Origin of the sequence: Desulfogranum marinum, assembly GCF_963675105.2 — a bacterium.
Classification (GTDB): domain Bacteria; phylum Desulfobacterota; class Desulfobulbia; order Desulfobulbales; family Desulfobulbaceae; genus Desulfogranum; species Desulfogranum marinum.
In genome coordinates, this window is sequence record NZ_CAXXRO010000004.1 from 493,748 (window position 1) to 515,348 (window position 21,601).

Here is a 21,601-nt window from a genome sequence, read left to right on the forward strand (position 1 = left end):
CAACGAGGCATAGGGTTGATGTTGTAAGACAACGATTAATTGATAATTAAGCAAAAATATTGAGGCGGTAAATGTTACGAATTATTCTTTTTTTAGCCACTAACCTGGCAATTCTGGTTTTACTCGGCATCGTAATGAGTATTTTCGGGATTGATTCCAGAAGTACATCCGGATTGCTGTTAATTGCGGCCCTCTTCGGCATGGGCGGGTCCTTTATTTCTCTGGCTCTCTCCAAATGGATTGCCAAAAAATCAACCGGTGCTCACGTTATAGTGAATCCAAGCAATCCAACCGAGCGCTGGTTACATGATACCGTCGCTCGGATGGCAAATGAAGCTGAAATAGGAATGCCTGAGATTGCAATATACGATTCACCTGATATGAATGCTTTTGCAACGGGAATGAAGAAAAACAATGCCCTTATCGCTGTTTCTTCCGGATTGCTGCAAAACATGCCACAGGATGAGATAGAGGCAGTTCTTGCTCATGAGATCACCCATGTGGCTTGTGGTGATATGGTTACTCTCACGCTGATACAAGGTGTGTTGAACACCTTCGTGATCCTTCTCTCGCGCCTTGCCGCCAACATTATCAATAATTTTTTAAGCGACGAGGATGGAGAAGGTCTTGGTTTCATGGGATACATGGCAGTAACCATAGTACTGGAAATTGTATTGGGACTCTTTGCCTCCATTATAGTCATGTGGTTCTCTCGGAGGAGAGAATTTGTCGCTGACAAAGGCGCTGCCTATCTCTGTGGCAAAGAAAAAATGGTGAACGCACTGCAAAGGCTGCAGGCTAACCAGCTCCCTTCTCATCTCCCTGATCAGGTCGCGGCTTTCGGTATTTGGCCCTCCAAGGGGCTGGTAGCTGGTCTTTTCAGGAGTCATCCACCAATTGAGGACCGAATTGCTGCTCTTCGCAACCTTTAATCGTTGAGTAGGAACTGACAGTTCGTACCAGGCTTGCCTGGTACGAATTCAAGGCTCAAGGCTCAAGGCAGCCATTTTCGCATCGAGAAAAACTTGCAACATTGGGTAGCAGGCATACCTTTTTGTCGAGCATATCCTGTGCCTGGTGAGTTTGGCTGTGCAACTAACGGTAAACGTGAAATAAGTCGGTAGTAGGCCTTAGTGCTACAAGGCCTTCTACCAATATTCAGGTTTATTAAGTGCTTTTACGCAATATGCATTACCTGCAATAGGTTTAATTTCCTGACTAACCAATGATTGACCAAGCCATCCTTCCGGCTGTGTCAGTGCAAAGGGGGCTTTTACTACTTTTTCGCTAATTGGAGTAAAACCGACTTTCGAGTAAAAATGAGGATCACCATAGGTAAATACTATTTCCACTCCGTTTTCTTTTAAGCGATCAAGACCAAAGTTAATCAACCTTCGGCCAATGCCTTTGCCTTGGTAGCGTGTATGTATGGCGACAGGAGCCAGAAGAAAAGCATTGTTAACTCTATTTTGAAAACGCAATCTTGTAAAAAAGATACTGCCGATGATCTGTTTATTTTCAGTGGCAACAAATCCATAAAGGTCTTGTGTATCGGTACCGGTCATTATGTCTGCAGTTAAATTTCCGATTACTCTGCCTTCCGCCTCTCCTTCAGAATCTGAAAACACCTTTGTGAACAGTTGTTTTATTTCTTCGTTGTCACTTGCTTTGTATGGCAACAGTTCCATTGATTTATACCTTTTTTAGACAAACATTACAGGAATCGGGGCGATATGGTTTCAAGGGTTATTTTCTCAGCTCAAAAAGGTTCAGATAGTACAGGATTGCGGTTTCGCTATGTATGAGTTCTTTACTCTTTTTCCGAAAAAAATATTCATTTCAGACGCATACAACCACAGTCGAGTTGCTCGACACGCATCTACCCTGGATTTCTCATCAGTTCAGGCAGCGCCAGGTTCAAAGTTTTTGGTAATGAATAGGTAAGCGTAGACTCCGATAGTCGCCTATATTCATTGCCAAAATACTGAAGAAAATGGTGCTGGATGGACTGACCTTTGGTGAACAGTGTGAAAAACTTTCAACTTCATCTTAGTTTGTATAACATATAAAATTGTTTGTAATTTGACAGGTTGACACAATGTTCATGAGAAATTCGGGCTACCGCCCCATCACCAGATGCTGTTGAAAAAATGTGCGATACTCATCTTCCCTGTGACTCACATAGAGGATGGTACAGAGCTGTTCAGCGGCTACGCCTTCCAACAGATCAAGAAGAGCTGCTCTGTTGGCCTGATCAAGCCCCTGGGTAGGTTCATCAAGCAGGAGCAGCTGCGGCACCTTGATCAATGCTCGGCCAATTAACAGCAGCCGTTGCTGGGCATAGGTCAATCGTCTAAACGGCTGCCGCGCTTTCTCCTCCATCCCAAGGCGATGGAGCCATTTTAAGGCAAGCTGTTGCTGCGTTTTGTCAGGCTTCTGGTATAAGCCTATGGAATCAAACAACCCTGAAAGCACAACCTGTTGACTGGATCCGGGAATGTAGTGATTACGGTGCAAATCCGGGCTGACCACGCCCAGATTACGCTTTATATCCCAAATAGACTCTCCGCTTCCCCGCTGGATACCGAACATCTTTAGATCATTGCGATAGCAGAGGGGATGATCCCCGGTGATAAGTTGGACCAGAGTCGACTTACCACTCCCGTTTGGTCCGGTTATAAGAGTATGCTGCCCTTCACTTATACAGAGATCCAGGCCGCTGAAAACGGTCTGGTCGCCGTACCCGGCAAACCCATTACAGAGCTGTACCAAAGGGACCTTTTCCTGCAAGGTGTTGTGGTGGAGTCGTTCCCCTTCCATTTCTGCAGGAGAAACCTCTATGGCAGGTAATGCAGAGGCAACCAGTTGTTCTACCTGCGGCAGCACCTCTTTCCTAGGCCCCTGGATGGAAAGGGTTCCATTGGTGAAGGCACCGACATGGGTGCACCACAACGGAATATCCCCGGTATTGTTTAAGGTCATAATCAGCAATACACCCTTTTCCCGTAAAGCAAGAAACATAGTGTTCAGGTCGCGACAGCTCTGCGGATCAACCCCTTCATAGGGGTTCTGCACAACCAAACAGGAAACCCCACGGGTTATTTCACGCAGCAGGCACAATTTGCGAGACTGGCCAGAGCTCAGTTGGCGGTATCCCTTATGGAGCGAATCGGTCATATTACATGCTTCAATCAGGTCTGAGTGCTGGTCGATATCTGATAAAAAGGCGGCCGCAGGAGTTCCCGGATCAAGCCTGTCCATAAAGTCGGTATCATCCTTGCGCAACTCCTCTTCAAAAAGAGCCTGCTGCCTGTTGAAAGTGAAAATGCCTGCTGTTTCCGGGATGACACACTCATCAAAGCAGCTATCATCGGGCCGCCGGCCGATAACATCACAAAACCGGTCAACTCCGGAGTCGTTACTGCCTATAATGCACCAGCCCTGTCCGGCAGATGCTGAAAAATGAGGAATGGTTATTCCGTATCCATTGAAATGGTGTAGCTTGATCATGATTTTTTCATTTTCCTTATAAAGAAACAGCCTCTTTTTGCATCATTTTCCAGCAAGGGCTATACTGGATGTATAAAATATGCGCCCCCATACACACCAAGGCCCACCCATTGATACGACAATTTTTCCTGCCACAATTGACCCGAGCAACACGCTACCGAATTCTGGGGGTAGCCCTGCTGAGTCTTATTATCTTTCGCTATATCCTTATTCCGGTACATGTCCAGGGTATGAGCATGGAGCCGACCATCAGTGATGGCAGTTTTCATTTTTGCTGGAGGTTGAGTTATCTGTACCATCCTCCCAAGCGTTTTGATATAGTCACCTTCCGCTTTGCCGGTAACAGGGTGTTGCTCCTTAAACGGATCATCGGTCTACCCGGTGAAACCGTCTCCTTTCAACAGGGAGTCTTGTATATCAACGGCAAACAAATGGAGGAGCCCCAGCATATGTTTCCCTCCACCTGGAATCTTGCGCCTCGAAAAGTATCGGCAAACACTTTTTATGTGGTGGGAGATAATCGCAGCGTTGATATGGATCAACATCGTTTTGGGCAAATCGACGCCAAACGAATAATCGGCAAGGTAATCTGGTGAAAAAATATCATATCCTCATTGCACTCGTCCTTGCGGCTGCAGCTGTGTCAGCCTGGTTATATCTTACCAGCGACACCCGCCGGATACGCAGCCGGCTTGATACGCTGGTAGAACTGAGTGAAAAAAACGGCCCTGAGCAAGGAATTGAAGCGCTCACCAAGGCTGCCGGAATCGGCAAGCTCTTTAGCGAACAATGCACTCTGCACCTGGAAGAGTATGGACATCGAGGGTCCTATCATCGCAAGGATATCACAGATAGTGTATTTATGATTCGTAATCGCAGTCATCAGATTACCATTGCCATGTATGACATCACGATTGCGGTAGAAAATTCAAGCCAAGCAGCTATTGCCTTGACCTTGCACCTCTCAGGAGTAGTAGGGGAAGAACAGGCTGTTGAAGTGAACGAAATAGCCCTGACCATGAATAAAGAGGAAGGAGACTGGCTTATAGACTCGGTCACCGTGGTTCAGGTGTTAGAGCGTTAGCCCGAATTTCTCCCTCCTGGTTAACCGGACGTCCCCTGGTATCCATCCTCTGCTTTCAAACAAAGATTGCTGTCTCTTTTTCCTCATCACTGGCCGCAGCCATTGCTTCTATGAAGCTTGCGGTTGCGACATGGTCATAAGGAAAAGCCTGTTCCGGACACTGCTGGACACACTGCATACACAACACGCATAAATCTCCTATAATCGGTACGTTACCCATAGTGATCGCCTGGACAGGACAACACTCTTCGCAGGTGCCGCAGGCGGTACATGTATCAGGATTTGCAGCCAAGGGCGGACGGGATGCCTTGGCAGCGGCAAGATTTTTGCCGGCAGCATCTGCCCGTAGCGCTGGTGACAGATAGTCCAGCACCTCGGGGGCAAGAGACTCTTTTACAGGCTGTTCAAGCTTGTTCACCACCTGCTCCACGAGCAAGTTGACCTTATCCAGGTCCTGTTTTTGCGGGTGCCCCTGTGCCAGCGGCTGCTCTGCCCCCCACATGGATGAATGCTGGGCAATTACCTTTGCTGCCCCGAGGAGATGGTAGCCCTGCTGCTCCAATATTTCTCCCATCTCCGCCAAAGCCAGACCACTGGTGACGCCCCCCCAGGTAACAAAGGGAACACTGTATCGCTCTGACACCGTGGGAAGCTGGCCAAGTAGCGCCTCCACCAGGGGGACAGCATGGTCGCAGTAGACAGGTGAGCCTACCCAAACACAGCATGGACCGGATTGGGAACAAAAATCAATGATTGCAGCACGTACCTCGTCCACACCAAGGGAAAGATCAAAAACCGTTACTGACCGGCCAAGTTCTTTTAACCGTTCTTCAATGGTAATCGCCACTTGCCGGGTCGATCCGGCAGGTGAAAAATAAACGATTCCGTGTGCACAGGAAGCGACTTCAGACTCCTTTGCCATGGTCAAACCTCTCCGTCCCAAAGATTGTCCAGCGTGTAGGGCGAGCCGGGAGCCTGCCAGAAAGAACCATCAACATAGCGATAATGCTTGTCCAGCCCCTTTATCTTTGCCATATCATCGTTATCGAGCTTGATATCAGCTGCCGCAAAATTATCCCGCAGGCGTTGCGGATTGACTGATTTTGGAATAACCACCGTATCACGTTGCAATGCCCAGGCAAGCAACACCTGCCCTGCCGTTGCCTTATGTTTGTCTGCAATAGTGGCAATAACCGGATGCTCAAGCAGGCTGGGTTCATTATCTTTTTTCAATCCCACAGGCCTATCACCCGACCCAAGGGGGGAGTAAGCCGTCAATAAAACATTATTTTCCCGACAGTACTCCACCATCTTCTCCTGCTGGAGAAAAGGATGCAGTTCTATCTGGTTCATAACCGGTTGTATAGTCGCATTCTGTTGCAATGCCCGCAGCTTGGTAATGCTGAAATTGCACACCCCGATATGTTTGACCAGGCCTTTGTCCACGCATGCCTCAAGGGCCTGCCAGGTCTCCTGAGTGGGTACGCTTTCCAGGGCAATAAAATCTTCACCACTGCGCGGAAAAAAGACCTCGCCTGCAAAAATAACCGGCCAATGGATCAGGTACAGGTCAAGATACTCAAGGCGCAGATCACCAAGCGTCTTTTCCAAAGCCGGTAGGACTTGAGCACTCTGATGAGCATTATTCCATAGTTTTGAGGTGACCCATATCTCCTCCCTGCTGATCTTGCTGTTGCGCATCCCATCCTGCAGGGCTTTGCCCACCTCATTTTCGTTTTCATACGCTGGTGCGCAGTCAAAATGACGGTAACCGATGGTAAGTGCTTCCGTAACAGCCTGGTACACCTCGCCGGTGCTCGATTTCCAGGTTCCCAGTCCCAGACCGGGTATGGAATCGTTGTTAGGCAGGGAATAATATTTCATTTCAGCCTCCTTTGTCCTATGAGTTACTTTTTCAATTGTATAATTGTATGCACCTGGATAGCTCATCCACCCTATCGTAACTGATGAGAAATCCGGCCTGATCCGATTACGTTAAGACCGTTGATGGTTACACTCCGAGTATTTTCTTTAAACAATGGTCCCAGGTAAACGCTTACAATGTTTTTTTTGCCTGCACCATCTACTTGACCAGCGATGCTTCACTACCATGAAGAGTAATCATTACGGAGGCTTCCCTCAAGTAAGCAGCATTGAGTCCATGGAAAGTTCCTCACCCTGTACAGTGTAAAATCGCTGCAACAGGTCATCCACCGTTAATTTACTTTTTTCAGTTCCATCTACATCAAGGATAATCCGGCCCTGGTGGAGCATGATCAAGCGGTTGCCAAAGGCAATGGCATGCTTCATGTTATGGGTGATCATCATCGTGGTCAGGTGTTGCTCGCCAACAATATCGCTGGTCAAACCGAGGATCTGGTTGGCGGTTTTCGGATCAAGTGCTGCAATATGTTCATCAAGTAAAAGCACCTCAGGTTTTATCATGGTTGCCATGAGCATGGTCAATGCCTGCCGTTGGCCTCCGGACAACAACCCAACCCGATCAAGCAGGCGCTCTTCAAGGCCCAGGTGCAGGTGGCCAAGCTTCTCACGAAAAATGTCCCGCTCGCTGTTTTTCACCCCTTTGCCAAGCCCCCGCCTTTTACCGCGTTTTATGGCAAGGGCCAGGTTCTGCTCAATGGTTGCAGAGGGACAGGTGCCAAGCAACGGGTCCTGAAAGACCCGGGCAATAAACCTGGCCCGCTTGTACTCCGGCCACTTGGTGACGTCATGGTTATTAATGGTGATAGTACCGCTATCCGGAAAAAAGGAACCGGCAATGCAGTTCAACAGGGTGGACTTCCCTGCCCCATTGGAACCGATGACCGTGATGAAATCCCCTTCCCTGATTTGAAGGCAGATATCATTGAGTGCATACACCTCGTTGACACTGCCTTTATGGAAATATTTATGACAATGGTCCAGGGTGATCATCGCTGCATCAACCTCTTTTTAATATTAGGCATGATCAGAGCGCTGACGACAAGCAAGGCAGTAATCAGGTTCAGGTCACTGGGGTTAAAAGAGAAATCGCCAAATTCAACACCCAGAGCAAGGGCAATGGCCAATCGGTAGAGTATAGATCCGAGAAGAGCGGCGAAAAAAGCCCGCGCTATGCTGGCCGTACCGAAAACAGTCTCACCGATAATAACCGAGGCAAGACCGGCAATAATGGTACCAATGCCCATCCCCACATCTGCGGCCCCCTGATTCTGGGCCACCAGAGCACCGCTCAAGGCGACCAGTGCATTGGACAATCCAACTCCGAGGATAATAATGGTGTGGGTGTTCACCCCAAGACTGGTGATCATCTGCGGATTATCGCCGGTGGCGAGGATGGCCTGCCCGAGTTCGGTACTTAAAAACCAGATGATAATAACCGCCACCAGGATCGCAAACAGGGCAAAGACAACCACACCCGCCAGATAAGGCGGAACACCGAGAACACTTACCGCATCAAAGACCGTGGGCGTGCCGAGCAACGCAATATTGGGACCGCCCATTATCCGGATATTAATCGAATACAAGGCGATCATGGTCAAAATGGAGGCAAGAAGGTGGAGAATTTTAAACTTGGTATTAAGCACCGCCGTAGCGACCCCGGCGCAAAATCCGCCACCCATGGCCAAGACCAGGGAAAGATACGGGTTGATACCGCCGGTGATGGCCACCGCTGAGATGGCAGCTCCCAATGGCAGGCTTCCATCCACAGTCAGGTCTGGAAAATCAAGAATACGAAAGGTCAAGTAGACGCCGATAACCATGATGCCGTACACCAACCCCTGCTCCACTGCCCCTAAAGCTGCATAGAGTGTCATATGCTCTTCCGCTAATTGTATATCTTTGCCGCTTGCTCAAGCAGTTGTGCTGGTGGAGGGGTGCCCATCTTGTCTGCAAACTTGGTATTAATATGCAGCTGCAGCTCCTTTTGAAACTCCACAGGAATGGTTGCAGGATCGGCGCCTTCAAGAATACGCAGGGCCATGGCGCCGGTCTGGTACCCATGTTTGTAGTAATCAAATCCCATGGCAGCAACCGCACCACGGGCAACGGAATCCACATCTGCGGCAAAGACAGGTACCTGATGCTGGATGCCGATTTTCAATACCGACTCCAGGGCTGAGATAATGGTGTTATCAGTGGGGATAAAAATAGCGTCCACTTTTCCAATAAGACTTTTTGCAGCCTGGTATACATCCGCCGTTTTGGCCGCAGTTGCCTCCACCAGTGTAAAGCCCATGGACTGACTGAGCTTTTGAATCGCAGCTACAGTGGACTTGGAATTCGCCTCTCCAGCGTTATAGAGTATGCCCAGTCGCTTTATTCCCGGTTTAAAGGTAAGCACCATTTTCATATGCTCCTTGACCGGTAATAAATCGGAGACGCCGGTGATATTCCCCTGGGGATGTTGCAGATCCTTCACCAGCCCTGCAGCCACCGGATCAGTAACAGCGGTAAAAAGAAAAGGGCGTTGCATGGATTGAGGTACTTTGCTCAATGCCTGAGCACAGGCCTGGGCAGAAGGGGTGGCTATAGCCACGAGCAGATCTGCCTTTTCACCCATCATCTGTTGAGCAACCTGGGTGGCGGTAGCCATGTTTGCCTGGGCATTGTGCAACTTAAAGTCTACAGTAACCTGCTGCTCTTTAAAATAATCGCTTAACCCGTTGAACACTGCATCAAGAGCTGGGTGCTCGACAAATTGGTTGACCGAAACAGTATAGGTTTGGGCCAGGGCAGAGCACGTCATAAGGCTGAACAACAGCCCGATAGTCAAGGTAATTTTTTTCATAATGTCTCCTGTTGGATCGGCAACAGTTAAAAAGAACGATTGGCAGTTGCAAAGGTACAGAGCAAGCGATAGTCACCAACTCCTCCTATAATAAAATTTTCCGAGAAGGTAATTGCTTTTTTCTAGCAGAGATAGGTGCCCTCTGCCCTAATAGTTGTCATTTTTAGTAACTCCTGGTCATTATTTTTTGTTTTGTGCATTTTTTTAGGCACAATGGTAGGTTGCTGCCTGCTCAATTATCGATGATTATAATATTTAGTGTCTCTTTAAAGGATCTTATGCATTATTTAGTTTGTGTGGATGATACAGATATGCCCGGTACCAAGGGAACCGGCTGGCTGGTCCAGGAAATGTGTGAACACATTGAAAACAACAATATGGGCACTTGCCATCCCATTAGTCGGCACCAGCTGTTCGTCCATGAAGATGTGCCCTATACCTCCCATAACTCGTCCATGTGCTTTGAACTCCAGCTGAAGCAAACCAAGGTCGGCAGGGTAATTGACTTTGCCGCCGATTTTCTGGAAAAAAAATCAATGCAAGGGTCTGATCCGGGACTGTGCGTCGTCCAAAAAAATGAGCAACTTGATTCGGACCGGCTAATCGCCTTTGGCCAAAGTGCGAAGCAACAGGTCCTCTGCAAGGAGCAGGCATACCGTCTTGCCAAGGAGTCGGGAATACACCTTTCTGAACACGGAGGAACCGGTGATGGAGTTATAGGAGCTCTGGCCGGGATAGGACTACGGCTCCAGGGAGAAGATGGAAGGTATCGCGGCTGGTATCACCTGGGCTTGCCGGGAACAGCGATAACAGTAGGTGAACTCTGTCACTACCCTTTTATTGATACTGTTCTCACTCAATCGGGCTCTATTCTTGCCCCGGATACGCCTGTCTGTATCGGCTCTGAAAAAATTAAAACCATCCGCATGCGCAATCAGCAGGTGGTAATGGTGACTGAAAACGAAACAACCGAAGAGAACACGCCTTACTACCGGACTATTACTCATCGGGAAGCAAAGATGTATTAACGCCATGGCGTGCCCTGCTCTCTTCTTTTTCCGACTCTTTAACAGGCCAAAAGAAACGAAGCTGGTATGAGCTCGCTGTATTAAGCTCATACCTGCTTCGTATTTCATCGGCAATGGTGCAGCGACTTTTGGTTGCAGCCATTACGGTTGCCTGTTTCGGCGCTTCGCAGACTACCTTGAAAAATTGCTTTTCAAGGTTTTCCACCGTCCATTATTGCTGCACCTGCTCCACACCGTTGATCCTGACTTTTTTATCGACAGTGCGGCATTTTTGCAACCAGCGATACCGTACATCTCTATCAGATGAAAGCATCTGGGTCTCATCATCACAGTTTACTTTGGGCGCGCAGCCAACTAAACACAAACAACACAACAAAAAAATGTAGCGCATTTTCATTACTCCTTGAAAACACCAGTTCTTTGAAATATTTCTCCACCATCCTCGAGTTTCAGCCTCATACACCAATACATCATATCTGGCTATCCATTCCTTCCTAATTACCAGCTTCTGTTCCTGTCCTATCTGGCTTATTCCCAAGCTACACACTCACTCACATTTCTCGCCTTGCAACCAGAAGGATTCATCATTAAAAATGTGTTAAAGGTACTCCAACACTCCATTCTCAATGAGGAACACATGCGCCATCGAGTTGAGCACGACACCATGGGCGAAATTGCGGTACCAGCAGATAAGCTATGGGGAGCCCAGACCCAGCGAAGCCTGGAAAATTTTCGAATAAGCAATGAGCTTATGCCGCTGAGCTTAATTTATGGGTATGCCCGGCTAAAAAAAGCCTGTGCATTCGTCAACGAAAAGCGCGGCCTCTTGAAAAAGGATATAGCCCTGCTGATAATGCAGGTGTGTGATGAAATCCTGGCAGGTGACCATGACTCTCAGTTTCCCCTTTCTGTGTGGCAGACAGGAAGCGGCACCCAAACAAACATGAACCTCAACGAGGTGATTGCTAATCGAGCATCGTTAATTGCCAATGGTCGTTTGGATCTCCCCCGTTTGGTTCACCCCAATGACCATGTCAACATGTCACAAAGTTCCAACGATACCTTTCCCTCGGCCATGCATATTGCAGCTGTCTATGCCCTGGAGGATAGGTTGCTGCCGGTGCTTGAAAAAACGTCCGCTTTATTACAAGAAAAAAAGATTGTATTTGAAGATATTATAAAAATAGGCAGGACCCATCTCCAAGACGCCACCCCACTCACCCTGGGACAGGAAATAAGCGGTTGGGAAGCCATGATCCGCTCAAGCATGGACCACATACGACTTGCCTCTACCAAACTGCAAGATCTTGCCATAGGTGGGACAGCTGTGGGAACAGGCCTGAATGCTCCCAAGGGGTTTGGAGAGGCGGTCACAGAAAAACTCTCCCTGCACAGCGGAAAAACCTTTACCTCAGCACCCAATAAATTCCATGGACTGACCTCCCACGACCAGCTTGTTTTTGCCAGTGGAGCTGTAAAAGGCCTGGCAGCAAATATCATGAAAATAGCCAATGATATCAGGTGGCTTGCAAGTGGCCCCAGGTGCGGCATCGGGGAGATCACCATACCGGCGAACGAACCGGGAAGCTCCATCATGCCTGGTAAGATTAATCCCACTCAAGCCGAAGCGGTAACAATGGCTGCCTGTCAGGTGTTCGGCAATGACGCTGCCATTGGTTTTGCCGCCAGCCAAGGTAATTTTGAGCTCAACGTCTTTAAACCGGTTATTATCTATAATTTCCTCCAATCCGTCCAGCTCATGGCAGATGCTATTGCCTCCTTTGCCGGCAACTGTGTGGCTGGTATAGAAGTGAATAAACAAGTCATCGACCACCACCTGCACAATTCCCTGATGCTAGTTACTGCCCTCAATCCGCATATCGGCTATGATAATGCCGCCATAATTGCCAAAAAAGCGTATCTCGAAAAAATCAGTCTTAAAGCAGCTGCAATAGCACTGGGCCTGCTCAGCGCGGAGCAATTTGATGCATATGTAGACCCCAAGGCAATGATATGTAAGCCGTAAACAGCCATTATTTTTTTGGTGGAGGCTACTCCGCCGCAATATGGCGAAAAAACGTATTCCAGCAAATACAAAAAGGCATTTACTTCATGTTTTGGTAATACGTTTACACCTCTTCCCTTGTCGCTTATCATACAAACACAGCGCCCTTTTCCTTACTGCTATCTCAAAACGTACACCATATGCAGTGTTTTACGTAACACCTAAATCCTGCAATTGCCAAGTTTGCCGAAGGTGCGAGGCTGCGTACACGCAGACGTACTGTAGTACTTCAAGTGTTCGCAAACAAAGCAGATTCGGTAAAATCGGCAATCCCGAAGGGTGGCAAGCATGAGAAAAATGCTCTTAAATGTAACTCACATAAAAAGTGAACTGATTTCTTGTTGATAAAACCGACAACAGTCTGGAAAAACATAACTAAAAGCATTTTTCTCATGCTTGACTTGCAAGATTTAGGTAACAAGGAAAATCAATGCGTTTATCTGTTTACTTTGTATCAGCAATGCGGGTTAAAATGTATAAACTCTTGATCCTTAAACAGGATGTCTCTATACTACACAATGCAGCACCTTCTGTTTGTTGTAAAATACGTCATCACCCATAACCTTAAAAACCTCATCATATGTCTAAAAACCCTGCCTATTTGTATCCCCCTATCGTAAGCCTCCTCATGAAAGAAGGGATCATTACCTTACAGCAAGCGGAGCACGGGGTCAGAGTCCAGCAAAAACTCAGTACCTTTCAACCACTACTCAAGGTATTAAAAGAGCTCAAGGTTGTTGATGATGAAGTTATTAACCAGGTCATCCGCTCTGCTGCGCACAATATACGCATCGGCGACCTCCTGACCGAACTGGGATATATTTCCCCGGAAGACCTTGATGCAGCCTGTCGTGTCCAACAGGAGAGTGAATCCAATGAAAGGCTAGGGACTATCTTAGTTAAACACAACTTTATTCAGGAACAGCTCCTGATAGAAATCCTGTCTATCCAGATGGGCTTTTCACTGGTGGAACCAAATCTGGCAGTACTTGATCGCAATCTCTGCCGAAAAGTTCCCCAAAAAATGATGAAAACACATTGTTTTCTGCCCATCAAAAAAGAAGCTGACGGTCGGGTTAAAGTGGCCTTTGCCGATCCCCTTGATCAAGAGGCTATTGATATTGCAAAGCGTTTTTTGGGAGGCTCCATAGTTCCGGCCATTGCCCAGCGGGACCTGATCAATAAAACCATTGAACTCCTCGTTGACAAACTGTCCCAGAAGGCTATTGCTGTTGACACCAAAACAGTTGTCGGCACAGTGAATTCCATCATCCTTGCCGCCGTCGCAAATAACGCCAGTGATATTCATATCGAACCCCTCGCCGACCGGCTTCAGGTTCGTTTTCGTGAAGACGGAATCCTTGTCCACTATAAAGACTTTCCCCGGGAGATGGTACCCTCCATTTCCAGCAGAATAAAAGTACTGTGCGAAGCTGATATAGCAGAAAAACGTCGCCATCAAGGTGGACGAATTCTTTTTTCTTACGACGAAGGAGAGCTGGATCTACGAGTGTCCATCTATGTCACTGTTCATGGTGAAAAAATTGTCCTTCGTTTGCTCAACCGAAAACAAGAGCTGTTTGATATACAATCCATCGGCCTTAGCCCGCGTATGCTCTCACGGTTTCTTGAGGAAGCCGTTTATCAGCCAAGTGGTGTGTTATTGGTAACAGGCCCCACAGGCTCCGGCAAGACGTCCACGGTTTACAGTTGCATCCATAATCTTAAAGGTCCCCAGGTAAGCATCATTACCGCCGAAGAACCGGTGGAATATGTAATCGAGGGTATTTCCCAATGCTCCATTGATCCAAAAATTAACCTGACATTCGAAGAGACACTGCGCCATATTGTACGCCAGGATCCGGATATTATAGTTATCGGAGAAATACGTGATACCTACTCTGCTGAAGTTGCCGTCCAGGCTGCGCTCACTGGACACAAGGTGTTGTCCACCTTTCACACGGAAGACAGTATCGGTGGCCTGGTAAGACTACTGCACATGAATATAGCGCCTTTTTTAGTCTCCTCCACTGTGGTCAGTGTATTAGCGCAACGGCTTCTGCGAAGGGTTTGCCCAAATTGTGCAACCAGCACCCAGCCGACTCCTATACAGCTCCAGCGACTCAAGTGCAGACCTGCTGATCTTCAAGGGGCTCAATTTCAAAAGGGACGTGGTTGCAGCAAGTGCAACCATTCGGGATATAAAGGACGAATCGGTGTATTCGAACTCCTCATCCTGGATGAAATGGTCCGCAACGCTATACTTGAAAAGAAAACCAGCCACGAAATTCGCAGTATAAGTATCGAGCACTCCGGAATGGTGACCCTTCTCGAAGACGGCTTGATAAAAGCCGCTTCCGGACTAACGACTCTGGACGAAGTCCTCCGTTGCCTTCCTCTTTTACAACCACCCCGCCCGATTGCAAAACTCAGGCGTTTATCCAGTAATTAATATGAACCAGCAAAAATCTTTTATTGATATTGTTAACCACTATATCCAGTCCGACACTGTCACCCTTCCTGTTTTTAGTGCTGCCGCTTCAAGAGTGCAGCAGGAGCTGGCCAAAAAAGAACCGGATATACGCATTATTGAAAGAATTATCACTGCTGACCAATCTCTTTCAAGCCAGGTTTTAAAAACCGCTAATTCCGCGTTTTACAAAGGGCTTTCAGAAATATCGACCATTCGCAACGCGATCATCCGGCTGGGCGTCAAAGAAATACAAAAAATAGTGCTGCTGGCAGCCACCCGCAATACCTTTCAATGCAAAGACAAACTGATTAATCTAATAGTAAAGAAACTTTGGCAGCACTCGGTGGGCTGTGCCTATGGGGCTGTATGGATCTGCAAACGCCACGATTACGATGTGGATCCAAGTGAGGCCTTTTTTGGAGGCCTGTTTCATGATGTTGGTAAACTGTTCATTCTCATGGTGATTGAGCATATCAAACAAAAAAACAAGCAGACGAAAATAACGCCGAGCCTGATAATGGAATCCATGGTCAAACTCCATACCACCCAAGGGTACCAGTTACTTAAGCACTGGAATGTTCCCAACCAGTTTGCTGTGGTTGCAAGAGATCACCACCTTCTTGATATCGACCAGGAAAACACATTGCTGCTCATTGTTCGCATGGCAAATCAAGTCTGCTGTAAACTGGGAATCAATACAGAGCCGTCCCAGGATATTATGCTCTCCGCCACCATGGAGGCTAATCTGTTGAATATATCGGAAATGGATATTGCAGAACTGGAAATTTACCTGGAGGACAGTAGGGTATTGACCGCCTGAGCATTAATTGAATAATAGTGTGTACCATACAAATAGTCGTTATCAACTAATCCATAACTAAGGAAAAACGCTATGACCATTGAATGGGCCTACTTGCGGAAAGGATGAGCATCCTGTATCAAAGCACAGTCTGTGTTTACAACCAACAATATTGTTCCTGCAGAAGTTACCGATGCCAGAAAAGAAAAAATCGAAGGCGATGATGCCTGGAATTTGCTGGGCAGCGCCGGAGAGATTGTCGTTGGTCGGGGGAAAAAATTTACAATCTTTCATCCGGCAACCGATGATAAGGAAGCAATCTTAAAACAAGCACTCGGACGTACAGGGAATCTGCGGGCTCCAACGCTTAAAATAGGTGACCGACTCATTGTCGGATTCTGCGATGAAATGTACAGTCAATATGTAGGATAATTCATGGAAAATACACTCCAGCAGCAACTTGAAGGCCAGCTACAAACCATCATCGACCAAGGACAGCTGCGGCATGTCATCCCTCTTCATCATCGCGACCAGGGGTGTGTTGAAATTAACCAGACCACGTACTTGAATCTGGCTGGGAACGATTACTTGGGTCTTGCCACCAACCGTGAAATGCATCAGCAATTTTTTGCTGATCTCTCACCCGATACGATCCTTACTCATTATGGGATGGGGAGCACTGCCTCCAGACTTATGACAGGTAACACCGCCCCTTACGCACAGCTTGAAAAAGGCCTGCAGCAACTTTACGGCAGTGAGGCTGCCCTTGTTTTCAACTCAGGATATCACCTCAATATTGGTATTCTCCCGGCACTGGCCGGTAAAAATGATCTCATCCTTGCTGATAAACTTTGTCATGCCAGCCTGATTGACGGCATGCGGTTATCGCGAGCCAGGGTTATTCGCTACCCACACCTGGACTACGAAGCCATTGAGCGTATCCTGGCAAAGGAACGTAAAAAGTATCGCCAAGTGTACATCGTTACTGAATCTATTTTCAGTATGGACGGTGACGAGGCTGATCTCTCTGTACTGGTGAACATCAAAAACAGGTGGAGCTGTGTCCTGTACGTCGACGATGCCCATGGTGCCGGTATTCGTGGTAAAACCGGTTGCGGACTTGCTGAAGAGTATGGAGTGGTGGATGATATTGAATTGCTCACAGGTACCTTTGGTAAGGCCTACGGAGCCCAGGGTGCTTTTATTGTCTGTAGCCGCCAATTGGCAGATTACCTACTCAACACTGCCAGGTCGCAAATATTTACCACGGGCTTACCCCCCATCAATGTAAACTGGTTGTGTTTCGTCCTTGATAAAATCCCGCAACTCACCGAGGAACGAAACAAAGTTGCAGCACTTGCCGATCAACTGCGAGATGGCCTCCGCAGTAAAGGGCTTGAGACCTTTGGTACCAGCAATATCATTCCGGTAATGATCGGTGATGCAGCCCTGGCTGTTGCCACTGCTGAAAAAGTATGCGAGCACGGTTTCTGGGTCAAGGCGGTACGTCCACCAACTGTTCCGGCCAACACCTCCAGGTTACGGCTGAGCTTGAATGCCGCCATGCAATGGGAGCAGATAGCTCCGCTTCCGGGATTGATTGCCGAGGCGCTTGCGGCGAACTAGGATGCGCTACAGCTGGCTCAACCAAAACGGATTGTCCACATGTGTCCTTTTCATGACTGGTTGGGGGATGGACCCGTTACCCTTTTCTTCCATTCCGTCCGGCCGCTTCGACATCCTCATGCTCTCCGACTATCAGCACCTGGAGCCGGTCAACATGCAACTGCTGGCTCAGTATGAGCAGTGTCACCTTGTCGCCTGGTCCATGGGTGTCTGGGTCGCCGGGCATCTCTTACACGAAGTGCGGGACCGCTTTACCACCCGCACTGCCATTGGCGGTACCCTTGATCCAATACATGCAACAACCGGCATTCCTCCGGAGGCGTATGACTCCATCCTTCAAAACTTCACCCGGAATCTACTCAACGACTTCCATCTCTCCATGTTCACCGATGAGCAAGAGGCGCAACGCTTTTTCAACAACAGACCCGATCGAACCCCTGACGACCTGCTTGCCGAACTTGACGCCTTTAAGAAGCACTATTTAAACTACGGAACGTCAGCGGATATATTTACCCAAAAGATAGTGACCAGTCGTGATCGGGTTTTTCCTTTCAAAAACCAACTTCGCGCCTGGGGTAAAAAAGAAAGTACAATTCTGAAACTTCCCCACTTCCCTTTTTATACACTGCCGGGCTGGGAGGCTTTGGTGGACGGTGCTTTTTAATTCTGTCCGCCTGTGGCCCTGGAAAAAACTTCAAAAATGAACATTAGTGACTTTTTCGAAACGGGCGCTCTGCAAAACATCACAAAAAAGTAATTTTCTGTGTTGTAGAGACCTTTTGAATGTGCTAGTAGTGGACGGTCATATGCGAAAAGGACTTGGTGGAGAAAGGACAAACAGCGCAGCAACCCACTGCGGCAGCGTAGGAAAAAATACGTAAACAGGTTCGGCGGATAAAAAAATGCCGGTTGGAAAAATCCAACCGGCACGAAAAAGCATATGGCGGAGAGAGAGGGATTCGAACCCTCGGTGGAGTATAACCCCCACACTCGCTTAGCAGGCGAGCACCATCGGCCAGCTCGGTCATCTCTCCAAAAAAAAGTGGCGGAGGAAGTAGGATTCGAACCCACGGTACTTTCGTACAACGGTTTTCAAGACCGCCGCCTTCAACCACTCGGCCATTCCTCCACTCGATGGGTTAATTACCATTTCAGAGAGTACCTGTCAATACTCTCATAACTGAAGAATGCAATGAAAACGGAAAATAATCAAAATTCCTTCTCCCAGGAACATGAAATTCAAAATCTGACCTGTCTGTATGAAATTACCAGACACCTGGCTTCGGCCACTAACCTTCAGGACTGCCTTGAAAAGGTTATGCGCAGCCTCGCCGAAATAAAAGGGATGGATAACGGCACGGTCTCCATAGTGAACCCATCCACCGGCGAGTTGGAAATAGAAGTTGCCCATGGAATAACTGCAGAAGCTCGAAAAAGAGGTCGCTATAAACTGGGAGAAGGTATCACCGGTAAGGTTGTCGCCACCGGCGAACCGATCATTGTTCCCCAGATAGGCAATGAGCCGCATTTTCTTAACCGTACCCGCAGCCGGGGTGACGAGTTGAAACAAAAAAGCTCATTTCTCTGCGTTCCCATCCTTACCGGGAACCAGTCTATTGGTGCGCTTTCCATCGACAGGATTTATAAAGACGGATTTGGTTCACAATCCGAACAAGATATTCGTTTCTTAACAATTACCAGTGGACTGATTTCGCAGACAGTGGAAAGAATCCTGCGCGTCAACGAAGAGCAGGAAGCTCTGCGCAAGGAAAACTCACGCCTGAAAAGAGAGTTGTCGGCCAAAAACAAGGTCGAGGAGATTGTAGGTAATTCCTCCAGGATGCAGGAAGTTTACGACATGGTGCAACGGGTGGCTGACTCCAATGCAACTGTTTTGCTGCGTGGTGAATCAGGAACAGGAAAAACCATGGTCGCCAAGGCTCTCCATCATAACTCCCAGCGCTGTAAGGGGCCCTTTATCGTTGTCAACTGCTCTGCTCTGCCGGAATCCTTGCTTGAAAGTGAACTGTTCGGCCACGAAAAAGGAGCCTTTACCGGAGCAACAGAAACCAAAAAAGGACGTTTTGAGCAAGCCAAGGGGGGCACCCTGTTCCTCGACGAGATTGGTGAAATAAGCCCCAGCGTCCAGGTCAAACTGCTCAATGTGATTCAGGAGCGCACCTTTCAACGTCTGGGTTCTTCCAAAGTCATCCAAACAGATATCAGGCTGGTAGCTGCAACTAACAAGGACCTGGAAACAGCTGTTAAGGACACCAGCTTCAGGGAGGATCTGTATTACCGATTGAATGTTTTTCCTATTTACCTGCCTCCGTTAAGAAAACGGCGTACTGACGTGCTCCTCCTGGCTGAATATTTCCTTGAAAAATACACTCGAGAAAATAACAAACAGATACAGCGCATATCCACCGCAGCCATTGACCTGCTCATGCAGTATCACTGGCCAGGCAATGTGCGCGAGCTGCAGAACTGTATGGAAAGGGCTGTGCTCATCTGTGATGGCGTCTCGATACAATCGATCCACCTGCCCCCTACCCTGCAATCTCGAGAATCAATTCATTCCGACAAACCGCTTTCCCTGGCAACGGCTGTTGAAAATTTTGAAAGAGAGCTTATTGTTGATGCGCTGAAGAAGCATAACGGCAACCAGACAAAAGCGGCGAAAAATCTGGACACAAGTTTACGTATCATCAACTATAAAATTCATAATTACGGTATTAACCCGAAACAGTTCAAGGTTAAATAATGGATATACTCCTCCACTCCTGTTGTGGCCCCTGTTCCATATACCCGGTTGAGCAACTGACAGGCAAAGGGCATCGTGTATCCGGATATTTTTACAATCCTAACATTCACCCTTATCGTGAATTTAAACGACGTACGGTTGCACTGCGACAATTTGCCGAGCTGTCAGGATTTGAGGTGGAGATTGATACAGACTACGGACTAACTGAATTTCTCCGCAAGGTGGTCTTTCACGAGGCCGGCAGATGTTCACTCTGCTACGACATGCGCCTTGAAAAAACCGCTCAAAGAGCGGCTGAAATCGGGGCAGATGCCTTTACGACCACCCTGCTCTACTCAAAATATCAAAACCACGACCTGCTGGTCAAAAAATGTGAAAAATTTGCCCAACTGCACGATATTGATTTTTATTACCAGGATTTTCGCATTGGTTGGCAAGAGGGTATCGATGCATCCATAGCCATGGACCTCTATCGACAGCCCTATTGCGGTTGTATTTATAGTGAGCAGGAACGATACGACAAAAAACTGAAGAAAAAAATGCGGTTGGCAGCTGCACAGGCACAGCAGACAGAATAGTGACACTTTTTTTTATAACTAGAAGGCTCTTTCCTTCATCGGAGTATACTCATGGATAATGTTATTGTGTTAGCAACAGGTAATAAAAACAAACTAAAAGAAATTCAGGCACTCTTAAAAGATTCGCCTGTTACGGTAAAAACCATCAAAGATTTCGGCCCGATGCCTGAACCTGTGGAAGACGGTGAAACCTTTGATGACAATGCCTATAAAAAAGCACTCCACTATTCAAAAATGCTCGGCCTTCCCTGCCTTGCCGATGATTCAGGCCTTGTTGTCAATGCCCTGGGCGGCCGACCAGGAGTCTATTCAGCCCGGTACGCAGGAGAAAAAGCCTCGGATTGGGACAACTGTGAAAAATTACTGCAGGAAATGGAAGGCAAGGAAGACCGCTCCGCATATTTCATGTGCGTGCTCTCCCTTGCTACCCCACAGGGACCGGCTTTGACCTGGGAAGGCAAGTGTGATGGAGAAATCCTTACCGAAAGAAGAGGGGAGGCCGGCTTTGGATATGACCCTATCTTTTTCTATAAACCGTTTAACAAAACCTTTGCTGAAGTCCCGATGGAGGACAAAAGCGTGGTTAGTCATCGTGGCAAAGCACTTGCTGAGTTTGCGGCAGAGATAAGCAAGGTTCAGGTATGGCTGCGGCAGCGGATGGCAGAAAACAAACCGCCTAAAACCGATCACTCGGAATTTGAGCACAACGATTGGTCTCAGGACAAAATGTGCTGAGAAGGTACAGTAAAATGCAGGTTTGCTCTTGAAGAGAAACCTATAGGCACAATAAAAAGGACGATGAGAGTTGCAGGGCCGCTCATCGACCAGATAGACCCTCTGCAACTGTAGCCTCTTGACTGATACGCAACCAGTCAAGAGGCT

At 47.8% G+C, this 21,601-nt stretch carries 21 protein-coding genes and 2 tRNA genes; 13 read left to right on the top strand and 10 right to left on the bottom strand.

Features of this window, described 5'->3' with window-relative positions; translation table 11 throughout:
* Positions 1-71 precede the first annotated feature (71 nt).
* Positions 72-932 (top strand): protease HtpX, encoded by an 861-nt coding sequence (htpX, locus tag ACHZCY_RS11045; RefSeq protein WP_205224421.1) that lies wholly within the window; start codon positions 72-74, stop codon positions 930-932.
* 216 nt (positions 933-1,148) lie between these two features.
* Here htpX and ACHZCY_RS11050 read toward each other — a convergent pair whose 3' ends face one another.
* Both ACHZCY_RS11050 and ACHZCY_RS11055 read right to left on the bottom strand, forming a co-directional pair.
* Positions 1,149-1,688 carry a GNAT family N-acetyltransferase gene (locus tag ACHZCY_RS11050; protein ID WP_319548935.1) on the bottom strand — a complete coding sequence of 180 codons (540 nt, stop codon included), beginning with the start codon at positions 1,686-1,688 and terminating at the stop codon, positions 1,149-1,151.
* Positions 1,689-2,118: 430 nt separating this feature from the next.
* Positions 2,119-3,510 carry an ATP-binding cassette domain-containing protein gene (locus ACHZCY_RS11055; RefSeq protein ID WP_319548936.1) on the bottom strand — a complete coding sequence of 464 codons (1,392 nt, stop codon included), beginning with the start codon at positions 3,508-3,510 and terminating at the stop codon, positions 2,119-2,121.
* Between the two features lie 68 nt (positions 3,511-3,578).
* Here ACHZCY_RS11055 and lepB point away from each other — a divergent pair, with 68 nt between their 5' ends.
* Together lepB and ACHZCY_RS11065 are read left to right on the top strand one after the other, a co-directional pair.
* Positions 3,579-4,106, top strand: coding sequence for a signal peptidase I (gene lepB, locus ACHZCY_RS11060; protein WP_205224416.1), 528 nt, complete (start codon positions 3,579-3,581; stop codon positions 4,104-4,106).
* Positions 4,103-4,594, top strand: a complete 492-nt coding sequence (locus tag ACHZCY_RS11065; protein WP_205224415.1) for a hypothetical protein — start codon at positions 4,103-4,105, stop codon at positions 4,592-4,594. Before lepB ends, ACHZCY_RS11065 begins: the two co-directional genes overlap by 4 nt.
* Positions 4,595-4,649: 55 nt before the next feature.
* Here ACHZCY_RS11065 and ACHZCY_RS11070 read toward each other — a convergent pair whose 3' ends face one another.
* The 5 genes from ACHZCY_RS11070 to ACHZCY_RS11090 form a co-directional block, all read right to left on the bottom strand.
* Entirely contained in the window at positions 4,650-5,516 is an 867-nt protein-coding gene (locus ACHZCY_RS11070; protein ID WP_319548937.1) for an EFR1 family ferrodoxin, read from the bottom strand.
* Positions 5,517-5,518: 2 nt separating this feature from the next.
* Positions 5,519-6,478: an aldo/keto reductase gene (locus ACHZCY_RS11075; protein ID WP_319548938.1), complete on the bottom strand. Its 960-nt coding sequence runs from the start codon at positions 6,476-6,478 to the stop codon at positions 5,519-5,521.
* A 255-nt stretch (positions 6,479-6,733) separates the two neighbouring features.
* Positions 6,734-7,528: an ABC transporter ATP-binding protein gene (locus ACHZCY_RS11080; protein ID WP_205224412.1), complete on the bottom strand. Its 795-nt coding sequence runs from the start codon at positions 7,526-7,528 to the stop codon at positions 6,734-6,736.
* Positions 7,525-8,412, bottom strand: a complete 888-nt coding sequence (locus ACHZCY_RS11085; RefSeq protein WP_319548939.1) for an ABC transporter permease — start codon at positions 8,410-8,412, stop codon at positions 7,525-7,527. Before ACHZCY_RS11085 ends, ACHZCY_RS11080 begins: the two co-directional genes overlap by 4 nt.
* Positions 8,413-8,423: 11 nt before the next feature.
* Positions 8,424-9,386 (bottom strand): ABC transporter substrate-binding protein, encoded by a 963-nt coding sequence (locus ACHZCY_RS11090; RefSeq protein ID WP_319548940.1) that lies wholly within the window; start codon positions 9,384-9,386, stop codon positions 8,424-8,426.
* A 278-nt stretch (positions 9,387-9,664) separates the two neighbouring features.
* Between ACHZCY_RS11090 and ACHZCY_RS11095 the strand changes: the two genes are divergently transcribed.
* Positions 9,665-10,414, top strand: a complete 750-nt coding sequence (locus tag ACHZCY_RS11095; protein WP_319548941.1) for a hypothetical protein — start codon at positions 9,665-9,667, stop codon at positions 10,412-10,414.
* On the opposite strand, the gene ACHZCY_RS11100 is transcribed toward ACHZCY_RS11095, so the two are convergent.
* Complete coding sequence (locus ACHZCY_RS11100) at positions 10,386-10,619, bottom strand: hypothetical protein (protein ID WP_319548942.1); 234 nt, start codon at positions 10,617-10,619, stop codon at positions 10,386-10,388. The genes ACHZCY_RS11095 and ACHZCY_RS11100 overlap by 29 nt on opposite strands.
* A 432-nt stretch (positions 10,620-11,051) precedes the next feature.
* On the opposite strand from ACHZCY_RS11100, the gene fumC reads away from it, so the two are divergent.
* From fumC to ACHZCY_RS11130, 6 genes are all read left to right on the top strand, one after another.
* On the top strand, positions 11,052-12,440 hold the full coding sequence (gene fumC, locus ACHZCY_RS11105) for a class II fumarate hydratase (protein WP_319548943.1): 1,389 nt from the start codon (positions 11,052-11,054) through the stop codon (positions 12,438-12,440).
* Positions 12,441-13,107: 667 nt separating this feature from the next.
* The gene (locus ACHZCY_RS11110; RefSeq protein ID WP_319548944.1) at positions 13,108-14,931 is read left to right on the top strand and encodes a GspE/PulE family protein; all 1,824 of its coding nucleotides are present in this window, start codon (positions 13,108-13,110) and stop codon (positions 14,929-14,931) included.
* A 1-nt stretch (position 14,932) separates the two neighbouring features.
* Positions 14,933-15,772, top strand: coding sequence for an HDOD domain-containing protein (locus ACHZCY_RS11115; RefSeq protein WP_319548945.1), 840 nt, complete (start codon positions 14,933-14,935; stop codon positions 15,770-15,772).
* A 117-nt stretch (positions 15,773-15,889) separates the two neighbouring features.
* Positions 15,890-16,183: an ArsC family (seleno)protein gene (locus tag ACHZCY_RS11120; protein ID WP_319550215.1), complete on the top strand. Its 294-nt coding sequence runs from the start codon at positions 15,890-15,892 to the stop codon at positions 16,181-16,183.
* A gap of 3 nt (positions 16,184-16,186) precedes the next feature.
* Complete coding sequence (locus ACHZCY_RS11125; protein WP_319548946.1) at positions 16,187-17,377, top strand: aminotransferase class I/II-fold pyridoxal phosphate-dependent enzyme; 1,191 nt, start codon at positions 16,187-16,189, stop codon at positions 17,375-17,377.
* Position 17,378: 1 nt separating this feature from the next.
* Positions 17,379-18,041 carry a pimeloyl-ACP methyl esterase BioG family protein gene (locus ACHZCY_RS11130; protein ID WP_319548947.1) on the top strand — a complete coding sequence of 221 codons (663 nt, stop codon included), beginning with the start codon at positions 17,379-17,381 and terminating at the stop codon, positions 18,039-18,041.
* Between the two features lie 277 nt (positions 18,042-18,318).
* On the opposite strand, the gene ACHZCY_RS11135 is transcribed toward ACHZCY_RS11130, so the two are convergent.
* Both ACHZCY_RS11135 and ACHZCY_RS11140 read right to left on the bottom strand, forming a co-directional pair.
* Positions 18,319-18,411, bottom strand: a tRNA-Ser gene (locus tag ACHZCY_RS11135).
* A gap of 9 nt (positions 18,412-18,420) precedes the next feature.
* Positions 18,421-18,506: transfer RNA gene (locus ACHZCY_RS11140), tRNA-Ser, on the bottom strand.
* 63 nt (positions 18,507-18,569) lie between these two features.
* Between ACHZCY_RS11140 and ACHZCY_RS11145 the strand changes: the two genes are divergently transcribed.
* From ACHZCY_RS11145 to ACHZCY_RS11155, 3 genes are read left to right on the top strand one after another with little or no spacing between them, the layout of a single operon-like run.
* Positions 18,570-20,141: a sigma-54-dependent Fis family transcriptional regulator gene (locus ACHZCY_RS11145; RefSeq protein WP_205224401.1), complete on the top strand. Its 1,572-nt coding sequence runs from the start codon at positions 18,570-18,572 to the stop codon at positions 20,139-20,141.
* Positions 20,141-20,719 (top strand): epoxyqueuosine reductase QueH, encoded by a 579-nt coding sequence (locus ACHZCY_RS11150; protein ID WP_319548948.1) that lies wholly within the window; start codon positions 20,141-20,143, stop codon positions 20,717-20,719. Before ACHZCY_RS11145 ends, ACHZCY_RS11150 begins: the two co-directional genes overlap by 1 nt.
* 51 nt (positions 20,720-20,770) lie before the next feature.
* The gene (locus ACHZCY_RS11155; RefSeq protein ID WP_205224399.1) at positions 20,771-21,454 is read left to right on the top strand and encodes an XTP/dITP diphosphatase; all 684 of its coding nucleotides are present in this window, start codon (positions 20,771-20,773) and stop codon (positions 21,452-21,454) included.
* Positions 21,455-21,601: the final 147 nt, after the last annotated feature.